The sequence below is a fragment of the Microbacterium sp. YJN-G genome (assembly GCF_015040615.1).
In the GTDB taxonomy this organism is placed as follows: domain Bacteria; phylum Actinomycetota; class Actinomycetes; order Actinomycetales; family Microbacteriaceae; genus Microbacterium.
The window spans coordinates 1,695,215-1,710,247 of the sequence record NZ_CP060402.1; the positions used below are offsets into that span (position 1 = coordinate 1,695,215).

Annotated in this window: 13 protein-coding genes; 4 read left to right on the forward strand and 9 right to left on the reverse strand. The window is 69.8% G+C overall.

Going from position 1 to position 15,033, the window contains the following annotated elements; all coding sequences use genetic code 11:
- Positions 1-26 precede the first annotated feature (26 nt).
- The 4 genes from H7694_RS07995 to dut form a co-directional block, all read right to left on the reverse strand.
- A complete protein-coding gene (locus H7694_RS07995) occupies positions 27-2,861 on the reverse strand; it encodes an aconitate hydratase (RefSeq protein WP_193598963.1) in 2,835 nt (944 codons plus the stop codon).
- A 176-nt stretch (positions 2,862-3,037) separates the two neighbouring features.
- Positions 3,038-3,760, reverse strand: a complete 723-nt coding sequence (locus H7694_RS08000) for a DUF3159 domain-containing protein (RefSeq protein WP_193598964.1) — start codon at positions 3,758-3,760, stop codon at positions 3,038-3,040.
- On the reverse strand, positions 3,757-4,344 hold the full coding sequence (locus H7694_RS08005; protein ID WP_193598965.1) for a DUF3710 domain-containing protein: 588 nt from the start codon (positions 4,342-4,344) through the stop codon (positions 3,757-3,759). The genes H7694_RS08000 and H7694_RS08005 overlap by 4 nt, the downstream gene beginning before the upstream one ends.
- On the reverse strand, positions 4,341-4,790 hold the full coding sequence (dut, locus tag H7694_RS08010; RefSeq protein WP_193598966.1) for a dUTP diphosphatase: 450 nt from the start codon (positions 4,788-4,790) through the stop codon (positions 4,341-4,343). Before dut ends, H7694_RS08005 begins: the two co-directional genes overlap by 4 nt.
- 3 nt (positions 4,791-4,793) lie before the next feature.
- Here dut and H7694_RS08015 point away from each other — a divergent pair, with 3 nt between their 5' ends.
- Positions 4,794-5,273 (forward strand): DUF3093 family protein, encoded by a 480-nt coding sequence (locus H7694_RS08015; protein ID WP_227468350.1) that lies wholly within the window; start codon positions 4,794-4,796, stop codon positions 5,271-5,273.
- Between the two features lie 96 nt (positions 5,274-5,369).
- Here the strand turns inward: H7694_RS08015 and H7694_RS08020 are convergent, their stop codons facing one another.
- A complete protein-coding gene (locus H7694_RS08020) occupies positions 5,370-5,663 on the reverse strand; it encodes a DUF4193 domain-containing protein (protein WP_193598967.1) in 294 nt (97 codons plus the stop codon).
- Positions 5,664-5,869: 206 nt separating this feature from the next.
- Between H7694_RS08020 and sepH the strand changes: the two genes are divergently transcribed.
- A complete protein-coding gene (gene sepH / locus H7694_RS08025; RefSeq protein WP_193598968.1) occupies positions 5,870-6,883 on the forward strand; it encodes a septation protein SepH in 1,014 nt (337 codons plus the stop codon).
- 36 nt (positions 6,884-6,919) lie between these two features.
- On the opposite strand, the gene H7694_RS08030 is transcribed toward sepH, so the two are convergent.
- Entirely contained in the window at positions 6,920-8,047 is a 1,128-nt protein-coding gene (locus tag H7694_RS08030; protein WP_227468351.1) for an alkaline phosphatase family protein, read from the reverse strand.
- Between the two features lie 81 nt (positions 8,048-8,128).
- On the opposite strand from H7694_RS08030, the gene H7694_RS08035 reads away from it, so the two are divergent.
- Positions 8,129-10,567 carry a DNA topoisomerase (ATP-hydrolyzing) subunit A gene (locus tag H7694_RS08035; RefSeq protein ID WP_193598969.1) on the forward strand — a complete coding sequence of 813 codons (2,439 nt, stop codon included), beginning with the start codon at positions 8,129-8,131 and terminating at the stop codon, positions 10,565-10,567.
- 180 nt (positions 10,568-10,747) lie between these two features.
- Here the strand turns inward: H7694_RS08035 and H7694_RS08040 are convergent, their stop codons facing one another.
- The gene (locus H7694_RS08040) at positions 10,748-12,868 is read right to left on the reverse strand and encodes a DNA gyrase/topoisomerase IV subunit B (RefSeq protein WP_193598970.1); all 2,121 of its coding nucleotides are present in this window, start codon (positions 12,866-12,868) and stop codon (positions 10,748-10,750) included.
- A gap of 181 nt (positions 12,869-13,049) precedes the next feature.
- Between H7694_RS08040 and H7694_RS08045 the strand changes: the two genes are divergently transcribed.
- Complete coding sequence (locus H7694_RS08045) at positions 13,050-13,265, forward strand: hypothetical protein (RefSeq protein WP_193598971.1); 216 nt, start codon at positions 13,050-13,052, stop codon at positions 13,263-13,265.
- Positions 13,266-13,301: 36 nt separating this feature from the next.
- On the opposite strand, the gene H7694_RS08050 is transcribed toward H7694_RS08045, so the two are convergent.
- Both H7694_RS08050 and H7694_RS08055 read right to left on the reverse strand, forming a co-directional pair.
- A complete protein-coding gene (locus H7694_RS08050; protein ID WP_193598972.1) occupies positions 13,302-14,336 on the reverse strand; it encodes an alanine racemase in 1,035 nt (344 codons plus the stop codon).
- Positions 14,333-15,025: an alanine racemase C-terminal domain-containing protein gene (locus H7694_RS08055; protein WP_193598973.1), complete on the reverse strand. Its 693-nt coding sequence runs from the start codon at positions 15,023-15,025 to the stop codon at positions 14,333-14,335. Before H7694_RS08055 ends, H7694_RS08050 begins: the two co-directional genes overlap by 4 nt.
- Positions 15,026-15,033 lie beyond the last annotated feature (8 nt).

The window sequence follows — 15,033 nt, forward strand, 5'->3', positions numbered from 1 at the left end:
CGGGCGGGGCGCTCTCGTGTTCGGTGTCAGACGAGCGAACGCAGCACGTACTGCAGGATGCCGCCGTTGCGGTAGTAGTCCGCCTCACCGGGGGTGTCGATGCGCACGACGGCGTCGAAGGTGATGGGCTCGCGGCCCTCGGCCGAGAACTCGCTCGGCGTCGCGGTCACCTTGACCGTCTTGGGCGTGACACCCTCGTTGAGCTGGGTGAGACCCTCGATCGAGACGATCTCGGTGCCGTCCAGGCCCAGCGACGCCCAGGTCTCACCGGCGGGGAACTGCAGCGGCACGACGCCCATGCCGATGAGGTTCGAGCGGTGGATGCGCTCGAAGCTCTCGGTGATGACCGCCTTGACGCCGAGCAGGTTGGTGCCCTTGGCCGCCCAGTCGCGCGACGAGCCCGAGCCGTACTCCTTGCCGCCGAAGATCACCAGCGGGGTGCCCTGGTCCTGGTAGTTCATCGACGCGTCGTAGATGAACGCCTGGGGGCCGCCCTCCTGGGTGAAGTCGCGGGTGAAGCCACCCTCGATCTGCTGACCGTCGTTGACGGCCTTGACCATCTCGTTCTTCAGGCGGATGTTCGCGAACGTGCCGCGGATCATCACCTCGTGGTTGCCGCGGCGCGAGCCGAACGAGTTGAAGTCCTTCTGGCGCACGCCGTGCTCCTCGAGGTACTTCGCCGCCGGGGTGCCGGCCTTGATGTTGCCCGCGGGCGAGATGTGGTCGGTGGTGACCGAGTCGCCGAGGGTCGCCAGCACGCGCGCGCCGGTGATGTCGGTGACGGGCGCCGGGGTGAGCTCCATGCCGTCGAAGTACGGCGCCTTGCGGACGTACGTCGACTTCTCGTCCCACTCGAAGATCGGGCCGGTGGGGGTCGGCAGGCTCGTCCAGCGCTCGTCGCCGTCGAACACGGTGGCGTACTGCTTGATGAACTGGTCGCGCGAGATCGACGAGTCGATGATCTCCTGCACCTCTTCGGGCGCCGGCCAGATGTCCTTCAGGAACACGTCGTTGCCGTCGGCATCCTGACCCAGCGCGTCGGCCTCGAAGTCGAAGTGCATCGAGCCGGCCAGTGCATAGGCGACGACCAGCGGCGGGCTGGCGAGATAGTTCATCTTCACGTCGGGGCTGATGCGACCCTCGAAGTTGCGGTTGCCCGAGAGCACAGCGGTGACGGCCAGATCGTGGTCGTTGATCGCGGCCGAGACCTCGTCGATCAGCGGACCCGAGTTGCCGATGCAGATCGTGCAGCCGTAGCCGACGGTGTAGAAGCCGAGACCCTCGAGGTCCTTGTCGAGGCCGGACTTCTCGTAGTAGTCGGTGACGACCTTCGAGCCCGGGCCGAGCGTGGTCTTGACCCACGGCTTCTGCTTCAGGCCCTTCTCGCGCGCCTTGCGGGCGAGAAGACCGGCGGCGATCATCACCGACGGGTTCGAGGTGTTCGTGCACGAGGTGATGGCGGCGAGGGTGACCGCGCCGTTGTCGAGGATGTAGTCCAGTCCCTCGGGGGTGGTCACCTTGATCGGCTTGGAGGCGTTCGCCGGCGCACCGCTGTTGATGTGCACGGGGCGGGTGGTCGGCTCCTCCTCGCCGGGAACGGCGCCCGGGTCGGATGCCGGGAAGGAGTGCTTCGACTCGAGATCGACGATGTCGTCGCTGGTGGACGCCGTCGCGTAGTTGACGATGTCCTTCTCGAACTGCTCCTTGGCCTCGGAGAGGAGGATGCGGTCCTGCGGGCGCTTCGGGCCTGCGATTGAGGGCACCACGGTCGACAGGTCGAGCTCCATGTACTCGGAGTACGACGGCTCGACGGCCGGGTCGTGCCACAGGCCCTGAGCCTTGGCGTACTGCTCGACCAGGTCGACGGCCTGCTCGTCGCGGCCGGTCAGGCGCAGGTACTCGAGGGTGACGTCGTCGATCGGGAAGATCGCGGCGGTCGAACCGAACTCGGGCGACATGTTGCCGATGGTGGCGCGGTTGGCGAGCGGCACGGAAGCCACACCGGCGCCGTAGAACTCGACGAACTTGCCGACCACGCCGTGCTGGCGCAGCAGGTCGGTGATCGTGAGCACCACGTCGGTCGCGGTGACGCCGGCTGGGATCTCGCCGGTGAGCTTGAAGCCGACCACGCGCGGGATGAGCATCGACACGGGCTGGCCGAGCATCGCGGCCTCGGCCTCGATGCCGCCCACGCCCCAGCCGAGCACGCCCAGGCCGTTGACCATGGTGGTGTGCGAGTCGGTGCCCACGCAGGTGTCGGGGTAGGCGCGCAGCACGCCGTCGACGTTGCGGTCGTAGATGACCTTGGCCAGGTGCTCGATGTTCACCTGGTGCACGATGCCGGTGCCCGGGGGGACGACCTTGAAGTCGTCGAACGCGGTCTGGCCCCAGCGCAGGAACTGGTAGCGCTCGCCGTTGCGCTGGTACTCGATCTCGACGTTCCGCTCGATCGCGTCGGGGCGGCCGAACAGGTCGGCGATGACGGAGTGGTCGATGACCATCTCGGCGGGCGAGAGCGGGTTGATCCTGCTCGGGTCGCCGCCGAGGGCGGTGACGGCCTCGCGCATGGTGGCGAGGTCGACGATGCAGGGCACACCGGTGAAGTCCTGCATCACCACGCGGGCCGGCGTGAACTGGATCTCGGTGTCGGGCTCAGCCGACGGGTCCCAGGAGCCGAGCGCCTCGATCTGCGCCTTGGTCACGTTCGCGCCGTCCTCGGTGCGCAGCAGGTTCTCGAGGAGGACCTTCAGGCTGAAGGGGAGCTTCTCGTAGCCGGCGACCGTGTCGACGCGGAAGATCTCGTAGTCGGTGCTGCCGACCGTCAGGGTGCTCTTCGCACCGAAGCTGTTCACCGTGGACACGTATCCGTCTCCTTCTGAATCTGATGGAAGCGACAGGCGGTTCCATCTTGCTCGCCGATCGAGCGTCGCGGCTAGCAAGGCACGCCTTACCAGTGTGCGCCGCGTCCGCGCTCGGCAAAAGCCCGAAATTTATCTTGATGTCGAGATAAATCTAGCAGAGGGGCCGAAGCACCGGGTCATCCGGCGCGCGGGTACAGCGCGCGGACGACCAGCCAGGTGACGGCGACCATCGGCGCGAACAGGGGCAGGCCCATCACGAGCTTGAGTGTGCCCAGCAGAGTCACCTGATCGGTGAGGTACAGCGGCAGCTGCACGCTCAGACGCAGCAGGAACAGCACACCCCAGGCGATGCCGAGCCAGAAGAACGCACGGCGCTTGCGGCGGTCGGCCCTCCAGGCCGTCCCCTCCCCCATCAGGAAGCCCGCTGCCAGGCCGATCAGCGACCAGCCGATCAGCGCGGCGAGGATCATCGCCGTGCCGTACACGGCGTTGGTGATCAGTCCGGGGACGAAGTTGTCGGCACCGCGGCCGGTCCACAGGGCGAGCATCGCTGCGGCTCCCGCGGCGATGAGTCCGCCCAGCGCAGCCGACGGCGGGGACTTCTGCACGAGCCGGACGATGGTGAACACCGCGGCGAGGCCGACCGAGACGCCGAGCGAGAGCACGAGCGGCTCGGGGAAGAGGGTGAAGAGGATGACGAAGGCGAGGCTGGGAAGAACGGATTCGAGGATGCCGCGCCATCCGCCCATCGCACCCCAGACGACCGTCTGGGTGCTCCTGCCGCTGTCGTCGCTGAACCCTGCACGCCGCGCCGCGCCGCCGAGGGCGGCGCCGATCAGCTCCGAGGGACGGGGCTCGTCGCGACCGTCCTCGGCTGCGGGGTCGTGCGGCTGGGTCACGCGGAGCCCGGCGTGGACGGCATCTTCAGCGGGATGAGGTCGCGCGGGGGCATCGGCGTACCGCCGCGCACCACGACGATGGAGCGGAAGAGATCCTCCACCTGCTCGGCGGCGGCTGGATCGGATGCCGCTTCGCCGCCAATCACGCCGCGCAGGAACCAGCGCGGTCCGTCGACGCCGATGAACCGCGCCAGGCGCATCTCGGATCCCTCGGCGGCCGTCGCGGGCACCTCGGCCAGCAGCTCCTTGCCGAGCGGCCCCTCGCGTTCCTCGACGCGGCCGCCCTGCGAGCGGATCTGATCGCGCAGCTGGAGCCGGGTCTCATCCCACAGTCCGCGCGAGCGGGGTGCCGCGAACGGCTGCACCTGCAGTGAGGACGCCGCGTAGTCCAGCCCGACGGCGACGATGCGCTTGGTCTGCTCCTCGACCTCGAGGCGCAGGTTCAGTCCCTCGCGCGGCAGCACCTTGATGCCGCCCAGATCGATGTACGGGCGCACCGGGTTCGCCTCGGAGTCGTCGAAGGGGCCCGCCGTGGCGCGATCCTCGGGCGCCGACTTCAGCGTGGGCTCGATCTCTTCAGTCATTCGCTCTTTCCCTGGGTATAGCCGGTCGACCCGAAGCCGCCGTCGCCGCGGACGCTCTCGGGAAGCTCCTCGACGGGCTCGAACTGCGCCTGGATCACGGGCATCACGATCAGCTGCGCGATGCGATCGCCGACCGCCACATCGTACGCTTCCCGGCTGTCGGTGTTCAGCAGGGTCACCTTGATCTCACCGCGGTAACCGGCGTCCACAGTGCCGGGCGAGTTGACCACGGTGATGCCGTGCTTGGCGGCCAGACCGCTGCGGGGCACGACGAACGCGGCGTGTCCCTCGGGCAGTGCGATGCGCACGCCCGTGCCGATCAGGGCGCGCTCCCCCGGCTCGAGCCGCACGGCCTCGGTGGAGACGAGATCGGCGCCGGCGTCGCCGGGGTGGGCGTAGAAGGGCACCTGCCCGGCGATAATGGGAACGACGACGGAATGAGTCACCCCATGAGGCTAATGCAGAACACCGAACAGGATGCGCGGGAGATCTACCGCGAGCGGCTGTCCCCCAGCCTGTGGATGATCGTGACGATCGCGCTGGCGGGCCCCATGGTCTCGCTGGTGTTCGCGCCGGTCGCGACGACCTTCGCGGTGATCATCGGCGCGGCGGTGTCGCTGCTGCTGGTCGTGCTCAGCATCGTGCTCTCCCCGGTCGTGCGGGTGCGCGGCGGCGTGCTGCACGCCGGACGCGCGCACATCGATGCACGCTGGCTGGGCGAACCCCAGCCGTTCACCGGTCAGGAGGCCCGCGATCGTCGCACGCGCGACATCGCCCGCGACGGCTGGTATCTGCTGCGGGGCGGCATCGACGGGGTGGTGGTCGTGCCGCTGGGGGATCCCGCCGACCCGGTGCACAGCTGGACGATCTCGACGCGCACCCCCGATCGTCTCAGCGCGGCGATCCGCGCCGCGCGCGAGCAGCGCTGAGCGCACTTCCCGTACAGGACTGGATGCCGGTACCGGAACGCAGAACGCGCCCCGAGCCATGCGGCTGGGGGCGCGAGCGTCGTCCGTGGTGCGTCGTCAGGCGGCGCACTCCCGGCAGATCGGGCCGTCGGGACCCTCGTGGTCGAGCTGAGAACGGTGCTTCACGAGGAAGCAGCTCATACAGGTGAACTCGTCCTGCTGGGCGGGCAGGACGACGATGACGTCCTCCACGTCCGACAGGTCGGCCCCGGGCAGCTCGAAAGCCGTGGGGTTGTCGGAGTCCTCGACGTCGCCGGCGCCGGACTGGTTGTTCGGCACACGCTCCTTCAGTGCTTCGATCGACTCGGAGTCGTCTTCGCTCTTGCGGGGGGCGTCGTAGTCGGTTGCCATGCGGTAAGTCTCCACTTCCGTGGTGCGAGTGGGTTTCGGGGGAACGCTGATCCGGGTGTTCAGCGGCGTTAGTTTGCACGACCGCGCGCCATTTCGCAAATGCCCGCGATCCTGCACAGGGAAACTCGCGGCACGCCCGGCGTATTCCCGGGCACGCACAGCCGGTCGTGACAGCATGAATGCACACCCATCAGAGGGGCATTGGCATGGAAAACGTCACCATCGTCGGAACGGAAGCGGGAGTCCTCGTCCTCGCAACGGAGTCCGGACAGCGCTTCGCGCTGCCCATCGACGACGTGCTGCACCGCGAGGTGCGTCGGGCGACCCGCGACGCGGAACCCGCCGCCGTGCGTCTGGCCGCCAGCCCGCGTGACATCCAGGCGCAGATTCGCGCCGGTCTCTCGGCATCCGAGGTCGCGGCCCTGCTCGGCGTCAGCGAAGCCGACGTCGCCCGCTTCGAGGGTCCGGTCCTCGCCGAGCGCGAGCACATCGTGGGCCAGGCGCTCGCCGTCCCCGTCCTCATCGGCAGCGAGGTCGAACCCGACGCGCAGCCGACCTTCGGCGCCGCCGTGCGCGCCAAGCTCGCCGACCTCGGCGCGACCGACGAGCGCTGGGCTAGCTGGAAGGACGAGTCCGGCTGGACCGTCAAGCTCGAGTTCACCGCCGCCGAGGTCGAGCACGACGCTCGCTGGTCGTTCGATCCCCGGCGCAGCACGCTGTCGCCGGTGAACGCCGACGCCACCCAGCTCTCGCGCCAGGGCTCGCTGCCTGAAGGGCTGATCCCCCGGCTGCGCGCGGTCGAGTCCGAGCGCGTGTCGCCGTACAAGGACGACAGCCGCTTCGACTCCGGCGCCTTCGGTCCTCGCCTGCTGCCGCCGCCCGAGGAGGCGGACGAGACCCCGGCCGCGCCCGAGCACTCCAGCGCGGCGGTGCAGGAGGCCGCCGCGCGCCGTGCCCCCGACGAGAGCCACCCGAGCGCCGAGACCGCCGACCTGCTCGAGGCGCTGCGCCGCCGCCGCGGCCAGCGTGAGTCCGCACCGCTGCTGACCGACGAGGAGCAGGACGAGCCGGCCCCGATCGCCCTGTTCGACGCGCTTCAGGACGAGCCCGAGACGGAGCCTCAGCCCGAGCCCGCAGAGGCACCCTCCGGTCGCCGGAAGCGCCGCAACGCCATGCCCAGCTGGGACGAGATCGTCTTCGGCGCACGCACCGACGAGTGATCGGTCGCGCGGCCCGTCATCGCACCTGCGAGACGATCAGCGTGCGAACGCGCCCATCCGGATGAAGGGCACCCGCCACTCCTCCAGGGTCAGCCCGCCGTGCTGCCCGACCATGTCGCGGCCCCGCTGGTCCTCGGCATCGCCGTCGTAGAGCGCCCTGTTCGAGCGTGCGACGACGAGAATGTCGCCGATCCGCTCGCGGGCGGCATCCGTCACCAGCGGGCCGAACAGGCCCGCATCGACCGCCTCGACGCGTGAGACGACGTCGGCGAGACCGTCGAGGTCGCGACGCCACCGCTCGAGGATGCGCGGCTGATCGGCATCGGGTTCGGTGTAGACGTGCAGCATCCGCGGCTCGCCGCCGATGTGCCGGATGCCGTCGTGCCAGCCGCCCGCGGCATCCAGCACCAGCTGCCGGTGGCGGGGCACGTCGATCATGCCGTGGTCGGCGGTGACGAGCACCCCGACGCCGTCCGGCACCCGGCGCGAGAGCGCCGAGTCGATGTCCTCGAGCGCGGTCACCCACTCGGCCGAGTCGATGCCGTGCTTGTGCCCGGCCTTGTCGGCCTCGGGCAGGTAGCAGTAGACGAGCGCCCCGTCGTGGGCGTCGGCGAGCTCCCAGGCGAGCTCCACCCGCTCGGCCGCGGAGCGGGCCGGCCGGTACTGGGCGCCGCGCAGGATCGCACGGGTGAACCCGGTGCTCGCGAACTTCGGCATGCCGACGGCGAAGACCGGATGCCCCGATGCCGACGCCTGCTCGAACACGGTGGGCGCGGCCTGCCAGGTGAGCGGGTCGACCCCCGCCTGCTCCCAGTCGGTGAGCTGATTGACCAGCGCGTCCGTGGCGCGGTGGAGCACGCGGTACCCGACCATGCCGTGGGCGCCAGGGGCGACGCCGGTGAGCAGGCTCGTCAGCGCGGATGCCGTGGTCGTGGGGAACACGGAGCCGGCGATGTCCTTCTTCGCCATCAGCGAGCTCAGCGTGCGGGCGTGACCCGCGTGCGCGCGCAGCGGGATCGCGCCGAGCCCGTCGACGACCACGAGCACCGCGGATCGCACGGGCGGCAGGTCGGCGGTGCCGTCGCGCAGCGCTGCGAGCAGCTGGTGCGCCACCCCGGCGATGCTCCGCGTCGATTCGGGGCCGGACGGTAGCATGAGAGGCATCCGGGTCAGTCTTTCACAGGCATCCCGACGCGACCCGCCAGAGCGGTCGCGAGCCCGCCCCGAGCGACCAGCAGGAAGTCCATGCCAAAGCCCTCGTCATCCGAGCCCGTACAGGAGCGCATCCAGGACATCGATCTGTCCCAGGAGATGCAGGGTTCGTTCCTCGAGTACGCATACTCGGTGATCTACTCGCGCGCGCTGCCGGATGCCCGCGACGGGCTGAAGCCGGTGCAGCGCCGCATCCTGTACCAGATGGCCGAAATGGGCCTGCGACCCGACCGCGGACACGTGAAGAGCGCCCGCGTCGTCGGCGAGGTGATGGGAAAGCTGCACCCGCACGGCGATTCGGCCATCTACGACGCGCTGGTGCGCCTTGCCCAGGACTTCGCACTGCGCGTGCCGCTGGTCGACGGGCACGGCAACTTCGGCTCCCTCGACGACGGCCCCGCCGCGTCGCGGTACACCGAGGCTCGCCTGGCGGCATCCGCTCTCGCGATGACCGAGAGCCTCGACGAGGACGTCGTCGATTTCGTGCCGAACTACGACGGACAGTTCCAGCAGCCCGCGGTGCTCTCCGCGGCCTTCCCGAACCTGCTGGTCAACGGCGCGAGCGGCATCGCCGTCGGCATGGCCACCAACATGGCCCCGCACAACCTCATCGAGGTCGTCGCGGCCGCGAACCACCTGCTCGAGAACCCGGATGCGACCACGGCCGAGCTCATGGAGTTCGTGCCCGGCCCCGACTTCCCCTCCGGCGGCATCCTGATGGGCCTGGACGGCGTCAAGGACGCCTACGAGAACGGGCGCGGCGCCTTCAGGCTGCGTGCCAAGACGTCGATCGAGCCTCTCGGACCGCGCAAGACCGGCATCGTCGTCACCGAGCTGCCGTACCAGGTCGGCCCCGAGCGGGTGATCGAGAAGCTCAAGGATGCCGTGGGCGCCAAGAAGCTGCAGGGCATCAGCGACGTGCAGGATCTCACCGACCGCAAGAACGGCCTGCGGCTGGTCATCACGGTCAAGACCGGGTTCGACCCGGCGGCGGTCCTCGAGCAGCTGTTCCGCTTCACCCCCCTCGAGGACTCGTTCTCGATCAACAACGTCGCCCTCGTCGACGGCCAGCCCCGCACGCTGGGGCTGAAGGAGCTGCTGCGGGTGTACCTGCAGCACCGCGTCGAGGTCGTCACCCGCCGCAGCCGATACCGCCTGGCGCGCCGCAACGAGCGACTGCACCTGGTGCGCGGCCTGCTGCTGGCGATCCTCGACATCGATGAGGTCATCCAGGTCATCCGCTCCTCCGATGACTCCGAGACCGCCCGGGCGCGCCTGCAGCAGGTGTTCGAGCTCGACGAGGTGCAGGCCGAGTACATCCTCGAGCTGCGCCTGCGGCGCCTGACGAAGTTCTCGCGTCTCGAGCTCGAAGCCGAGCGCGACAAGCTGCTCGCCGAGATCGCCGAGCTCGAGCGGCTGCTGGGCGACGAGGCGCTCGTGCGCGCCCAGGTGGCGCAGGAGCTGGATGCCGTCGCCGAGCAGTTCGGCACGCACCGTCGCACGCTGCTGCTGAACGCCGCTCCCCCGAAGGCCCGCAGCTCGAAGTCGGCGGCCGATCTGCAGATCGCGGATGCACCGACCACACTGCTGCTGTCGACGACCGGCCGCGCGGTTCGCGTCGACCTCGAGCCGGGTGCGGTGCTGGCCACGCCGGCGAGACGCAGCAAGCACGACGCGATCGTGGCGCGGCTCGAGACCACGACGCGCAGCGAGATCGGCGCCGTGACCTCGACCGGGCGCGTGCTGCGCTTCACCCCCGTCGACATCCCCGCGGTGCCGGGCTCGTCCGTGGGGCTGGGCGCGGGCGTGCGGATCGCCGACTACCTGGGCCTGACCGACCGCAACGAGCGCGTCCTGGCTCTGATCCGCTTCGACGACGACACCCCGCTGGCGCTGGGCACCAAGGACGGCGTCGTCAAGCGCATCGTGCCCTCGGCCCTCGCGGTGCGCCCCGAGCTGGAGATCATCGGACTCAAGCCGAAGGATGCCGTGATCGGCGCCGCACCGGCCCCCGATGACACCGAGCTGGTCTTCGTCACCTCGGACGCGCAGCTGCTGCACTTCGCCGCGTCGAACGTGCGCCCTCAGGGCGCGCCGGCAGGTGGCATGGCCGGGGTGAAGCTCGGAGCGTCGGCGGAGGTGATCTCGTTCACGGTCGTGACCTCGGCCGACGAGGCGGTGGTGGTCACCGTCTCGGGTTCCGACGGCATGATCGCCGGAGCGGATGCGGGACGCGCGAAGGTGTCGTCGTTCGCCGAGTTCCCCGGCAAGGGCCGTGCCACAGGGGGCGTGCGCGCGCACGCCTTCCTGAAGGGCGAGGACCGACTGCGCCTGGCGTGGGTCGGCGTCGAACCACGGGCGGTCGGGTCGGACGGCGCCGCGCGCCAGCTGCCGGAGCCGGGCGCGAAGCGCGACGGCTCCGGTCAGCCGCTGGACGCCGTCATCGCCTTCGTCGGCACCGCGATCGGCTGACCCTCCCCTGAGCCCGTCTGGGTCCCTGAGGCTCTCGAAGGGCCCGACCCGTCTGGGTCCCTGAGACTCTCGAAGGGCCCGACCCGTCTCGGTCCCTGAGACTCTCGAAGGGCCCGACCCGTCTGGGTCCCTGAGGCTCTCGAAGGGCCCCAGACAGCGAGGACTGCGCAGGCAAGCCTGTCAGGCGTCGATGGCCTCGCGGCTGAGACGGTCGCTGGAGGTCATGATGAACTCGCGGCGCGGCGCCACCTCGCTGCCCATCAGCAGCTCGAAGGTGCGCACCGCGGCATCCGCCGACTCGGCGTCCTCGATGGTGACCCGGCGCAGCAGCCTGCCCGACTTCTCCATCGTCGTGTTGGCCAGCTGATCGGCATCCATCTCACCGAGGCCCTTGTACCGCTGGATCGGGTCCTGCCAGCGCTTGCCTGCCTTCTGCAGCTTGGCCAGCAGCGCGTGCAGCTCGGCCTCGGAGTACGTGTAGATCGTCTCGTTCGGCTTCGAGCCCGGGTTCATGACGATCACCCGGTGCAGCGGCGGCACGGCCGAGAACACCCGGCCGGCCTCGACCAGCGGACGCATGTAGCGGAAGAACAGCGTGAGCAGCAGCGTGCGGATGTGCGCACCGTCGACGTCGGCGTCGCTCATCAGGATGATCTTGCCGTAGCGCGCCGCACTGAGATCGAACGAGCGGCCGGAACCCGCGCCGATCGTCGTGATGATCGCGGCGCACTCGGCGTTGCCGAGCATGTCGCTGACCGAGGCCTTCTGCACGTTGAGGATCTTTCCCCGGATGGGCAGCAGCGCCTGGAACTCGCTGTTGCGCGCGTGCCTGGCCGTCCCCAGAGCCGAGTCGCCCTCGACGATGAACAGCTCGCTGTGCTCGACGTCGTTCGAGCGGCAGTCGACGAGCTTGGCGGGCAGCGACGACGACTCCAGCGCCGTCTTGCGTCGCTGGGTCTCCTTGTGCGCCCGTGCTGAGACGCGGGCCTTCATCTCCGAGACGATCTTGTCGAGCAGCATCGACGCCTGGTTCTTGTCGTCGCGCTTGGTCGAGGTGAATCGGGCCCCGAGCTCACGGCGCATGACCTGGGCGACGATCGAGCGCACGGCGGGTGTGCCGAGCACCTCCTTCGTCTGGCCCTCGAACTGCGGCTCGGGCACGGTGACCGTGAGCACGGCGGTGAGCCCGGCGAGCACGTCGTCCTTCTCGAGCTTGTCGTTGCCGACCTTCAGCCGGCGCGCGTTCTGCTCCACCTGACCGCGCAGCGTCTTCAGCAGCTCCTGCTCGAAGCCCTGCTGGTGCGTGCCGCCTTTCGGCGTGGCGATGATGTTCACGAACGAGCGGATCGTCGTCTCGTAGCCGGTCCCCCAGCGCAGCGCGATGTCGACCTCGCACTCGCGCAGCACCTCGGTCGGCTTCATGTGGCCGTCGGACTGCAGCACGGGCACGGTCTCGGTGAATGTGCCGGTGCCCTGGATGCGCCAGGTGTCGGTGATCGGGGCGTCGGCGGACAGGTAGTCCGCGAACTCCGAGATGCCGCCCTCGTACAGGTACGAGGTGGTGACCGGCCCGCCGTCGCCCTCCTCGGGCGAGGATGCGGCGGCGGAAGCGCGCTCGTCGCGGACGACGATCTCGAGCCCGGGCACGAGAAACGCGGTCTGACGCGCGCGGTTCTCGAGCTCGGCGAGCTGGAAGGCCGCGTCCTTGGTGAAGATCTGGCGGTCGGCCCAGTAGCGCACCCGCGTGCCCGTGACACCCTTGGCCACCTTGCCGATCACTCGCAGCTCGCTGCGCTGCTCGAACGGTGTGAAGGGCGCGTCAGGCCGCGGCTCACCGTCGTCGTCGAACACACCCGGCTCGCCGCGGTGGAACGACATCGCGTACGTCTTGCCGCCGCGGTCGACCTCGACGTCCAGACGCTCGGAGAGGGCGTTGACGACCGAGGCGCCCACGCCGTGCAGACCGCCGGATGCCGCGTACGATCCACCACCGAACTTTCCGCCTGCGTGCAGCTTGGTGTACACGACCTCGACGCCGGTCAGGCCGGTGCGCGGTTCGACGTCGACGGGGACGCCTCGACCGCGGTCGGAGACCTGGACGCTGCCGTCTGCGTGCAGCACGATGTCGATCTTGGCGCCGTTGCCGGCGACCGCCTCATCGACGGAGTTGTCGATGATCTCCCACAGGCAGTGCATGAGGCCCGGCGATCCGTTGGATCCGATGTACATGCCGGGGCGCTTGCGAACGGCTTCGAGGCCCTCGAGCACCTGGAGATGATGGGCGGAATACTCGGCGGTCACAGTTTTCGATTCTATCTTCGACCCCGCACGCCCCGGCACCGCGACACTCCCCCGTGCGCAAGCGGCCGGGCGCCGCGTACGCGCACAGCGAAACACGCCGAGAACCGGGCATGTGTTCAGCCGGCGCGTGGTTGTATTGAGCACGACCTCGAAACGACCCGACCGCTGAGGAGGCACCGAGATGAACGCTACGACTGAGCGAGAGACCGTCGAGTACCGCCTCACCGCGATGGACCGGTGCGACTCCTGTGGAGCGCAGGCCTACATCGCTGCCGAGGTGAACGGTACCGAGATGCTCTTCTGCGCACACCACGGACGCAAGTACGAAGAGAAGCTGCGCGCCGTCGCGACCAGCTGGCACGACGAGACCGCGCGCCTGATCGAACCCAGCAGCTGATCGAACCCAGCAGCTGATCGAACTCGCGCGTGCTCGTCAGTCGACGAGTACGCGCCTCACCCCGGCAGTCAGCCGCGTGATGATCTCCTCGCCGACCGTGTCGATCCGCTCCGCAAGAGCGGTGGCATCCGACTCCCCGTCCGCGCCGGGACCGAACACGACGACACGATCGCCGACACGAGCACCCGGCCATGCCTCCACCGTGGTGCTGTCGCCGTCGATCGCGATGATCGGGCGCAGACCTCCCGGGGTCGCGACCTCGGCGCCCGTCAGGATCGACGGCAGTCCGTGGAACCCGCCGACGCCGATCCGCACCCGGCCGTCCTCCACGGCATCCACCGTCGCCACCAGTCGCGAGATCAGCGTCACCCCCTCGAGCTCCGGCCCGTCGGCCGAGCGGATGCCGTAGCAGAACGCGCCGATGCGGCTGAGCGAGCCGCGCAGCTCGGGCCGCCACCACGAGGCCGCGGACGCCGTGAGGTGCAGCACCTCGGGGGTGCCGCCGGCATCCGTCAGCTGCTGGGTCGCGGTGCGGAAGACCTCCTGCGAGGCGTCGTCCTCGTCGTCGCTGGCCTCGGAGAGATGACTCCACACGCCCACGATCCGCGCGATGCCCCGCGCTTCGGCATTCCGGGCGACGGCGACCGCCTCCGGCCACTCCTCGGGACGGAAGCCGTTGCGGTGCAGGCCCGTGTCGATCTTCAGGTGCAGCCGCACCGCTGTGCCGACGCTCTCGGCCGCGTCGAGCACGGTGCACAGGTATGCGGCCGTGCCGACGCCGAGGTCGATCCCGGCGCGGATCGCCTGCTCGGCCTCCGCCGCGGATGAGGTGGCCCAGGCGTACACCCGCCGTGCCGTGTGCTCGCGAATGCGCAGTGCTGTCGGGATGTCGTGCCCGCCGAACCACTCCACGCCGGCGCTCGCGGCCTCGCCCACGGCCCAGTCGATGCCGTGCCCGTACGCGTCGTCCTTCATGACGAGCATCAGCTCCGACTCGCCCAGGCGCGCCTGCACGGCGGCAATGTCGGCGCGGAATGCGCTCCGCGAGATCTCCAGCACTGGGCTGCTCATGCGATCCACTCCCGCTCGACATGCCGGCCGGTGACGACGGCCATCTCCAGGGCGGTCAGGCCGGTGGCCTGCGACCAGCGGCCGAGGGCGTCGCGCATCGCGCCGGTACCCCCGAAGTAGACGACGGCGCTGCCGGCATCGGCATCCGCCCCTTCCAGATCGACCACGCACACGTCCATGGCGATGCGCCCGACGATGGGGTGCGTGCGCTCGCCGACCTGCACGCGCACCCGGTTGCCGAGCGCCCTCAGGATCCCCTGGGCGTAGCCGCCGGTGACGAGCGCGACCGTCGTGTCGCGCTCGGCACGATGCGTGTACCCGTACGAGACCGCCTCGCCGGCCAGCAGCGGCTTGGTGGAGAGGACGTGGCCCTCCAGCCGCATCACCGGCTCGGCGGGTGGAATCATCGACGCATCCGGGATGCCGAACAGCCGGTGCGGTCCGGCATCGGCGGCGCCGTCGATCACCACCGGGATGCCGACGGGCGTCAGGCGGTCCGCCATCTCCGGCCCGTCCACGAGGATCCCGGTGGCACCGGCCCGCGCGACGATCGGTGCGACCTCATCGGCTCCGTGCCCGTAGGCGTCATGCCGCAGATCCGCGAGCCCGCCGACGGAGAGCAGCGCGGCGGCATTGCGCTCGAGCGCACTCCGGGAGAGGATCGCGCGTGGCGCGGCGCTGCCTGGCATGTCTCGCC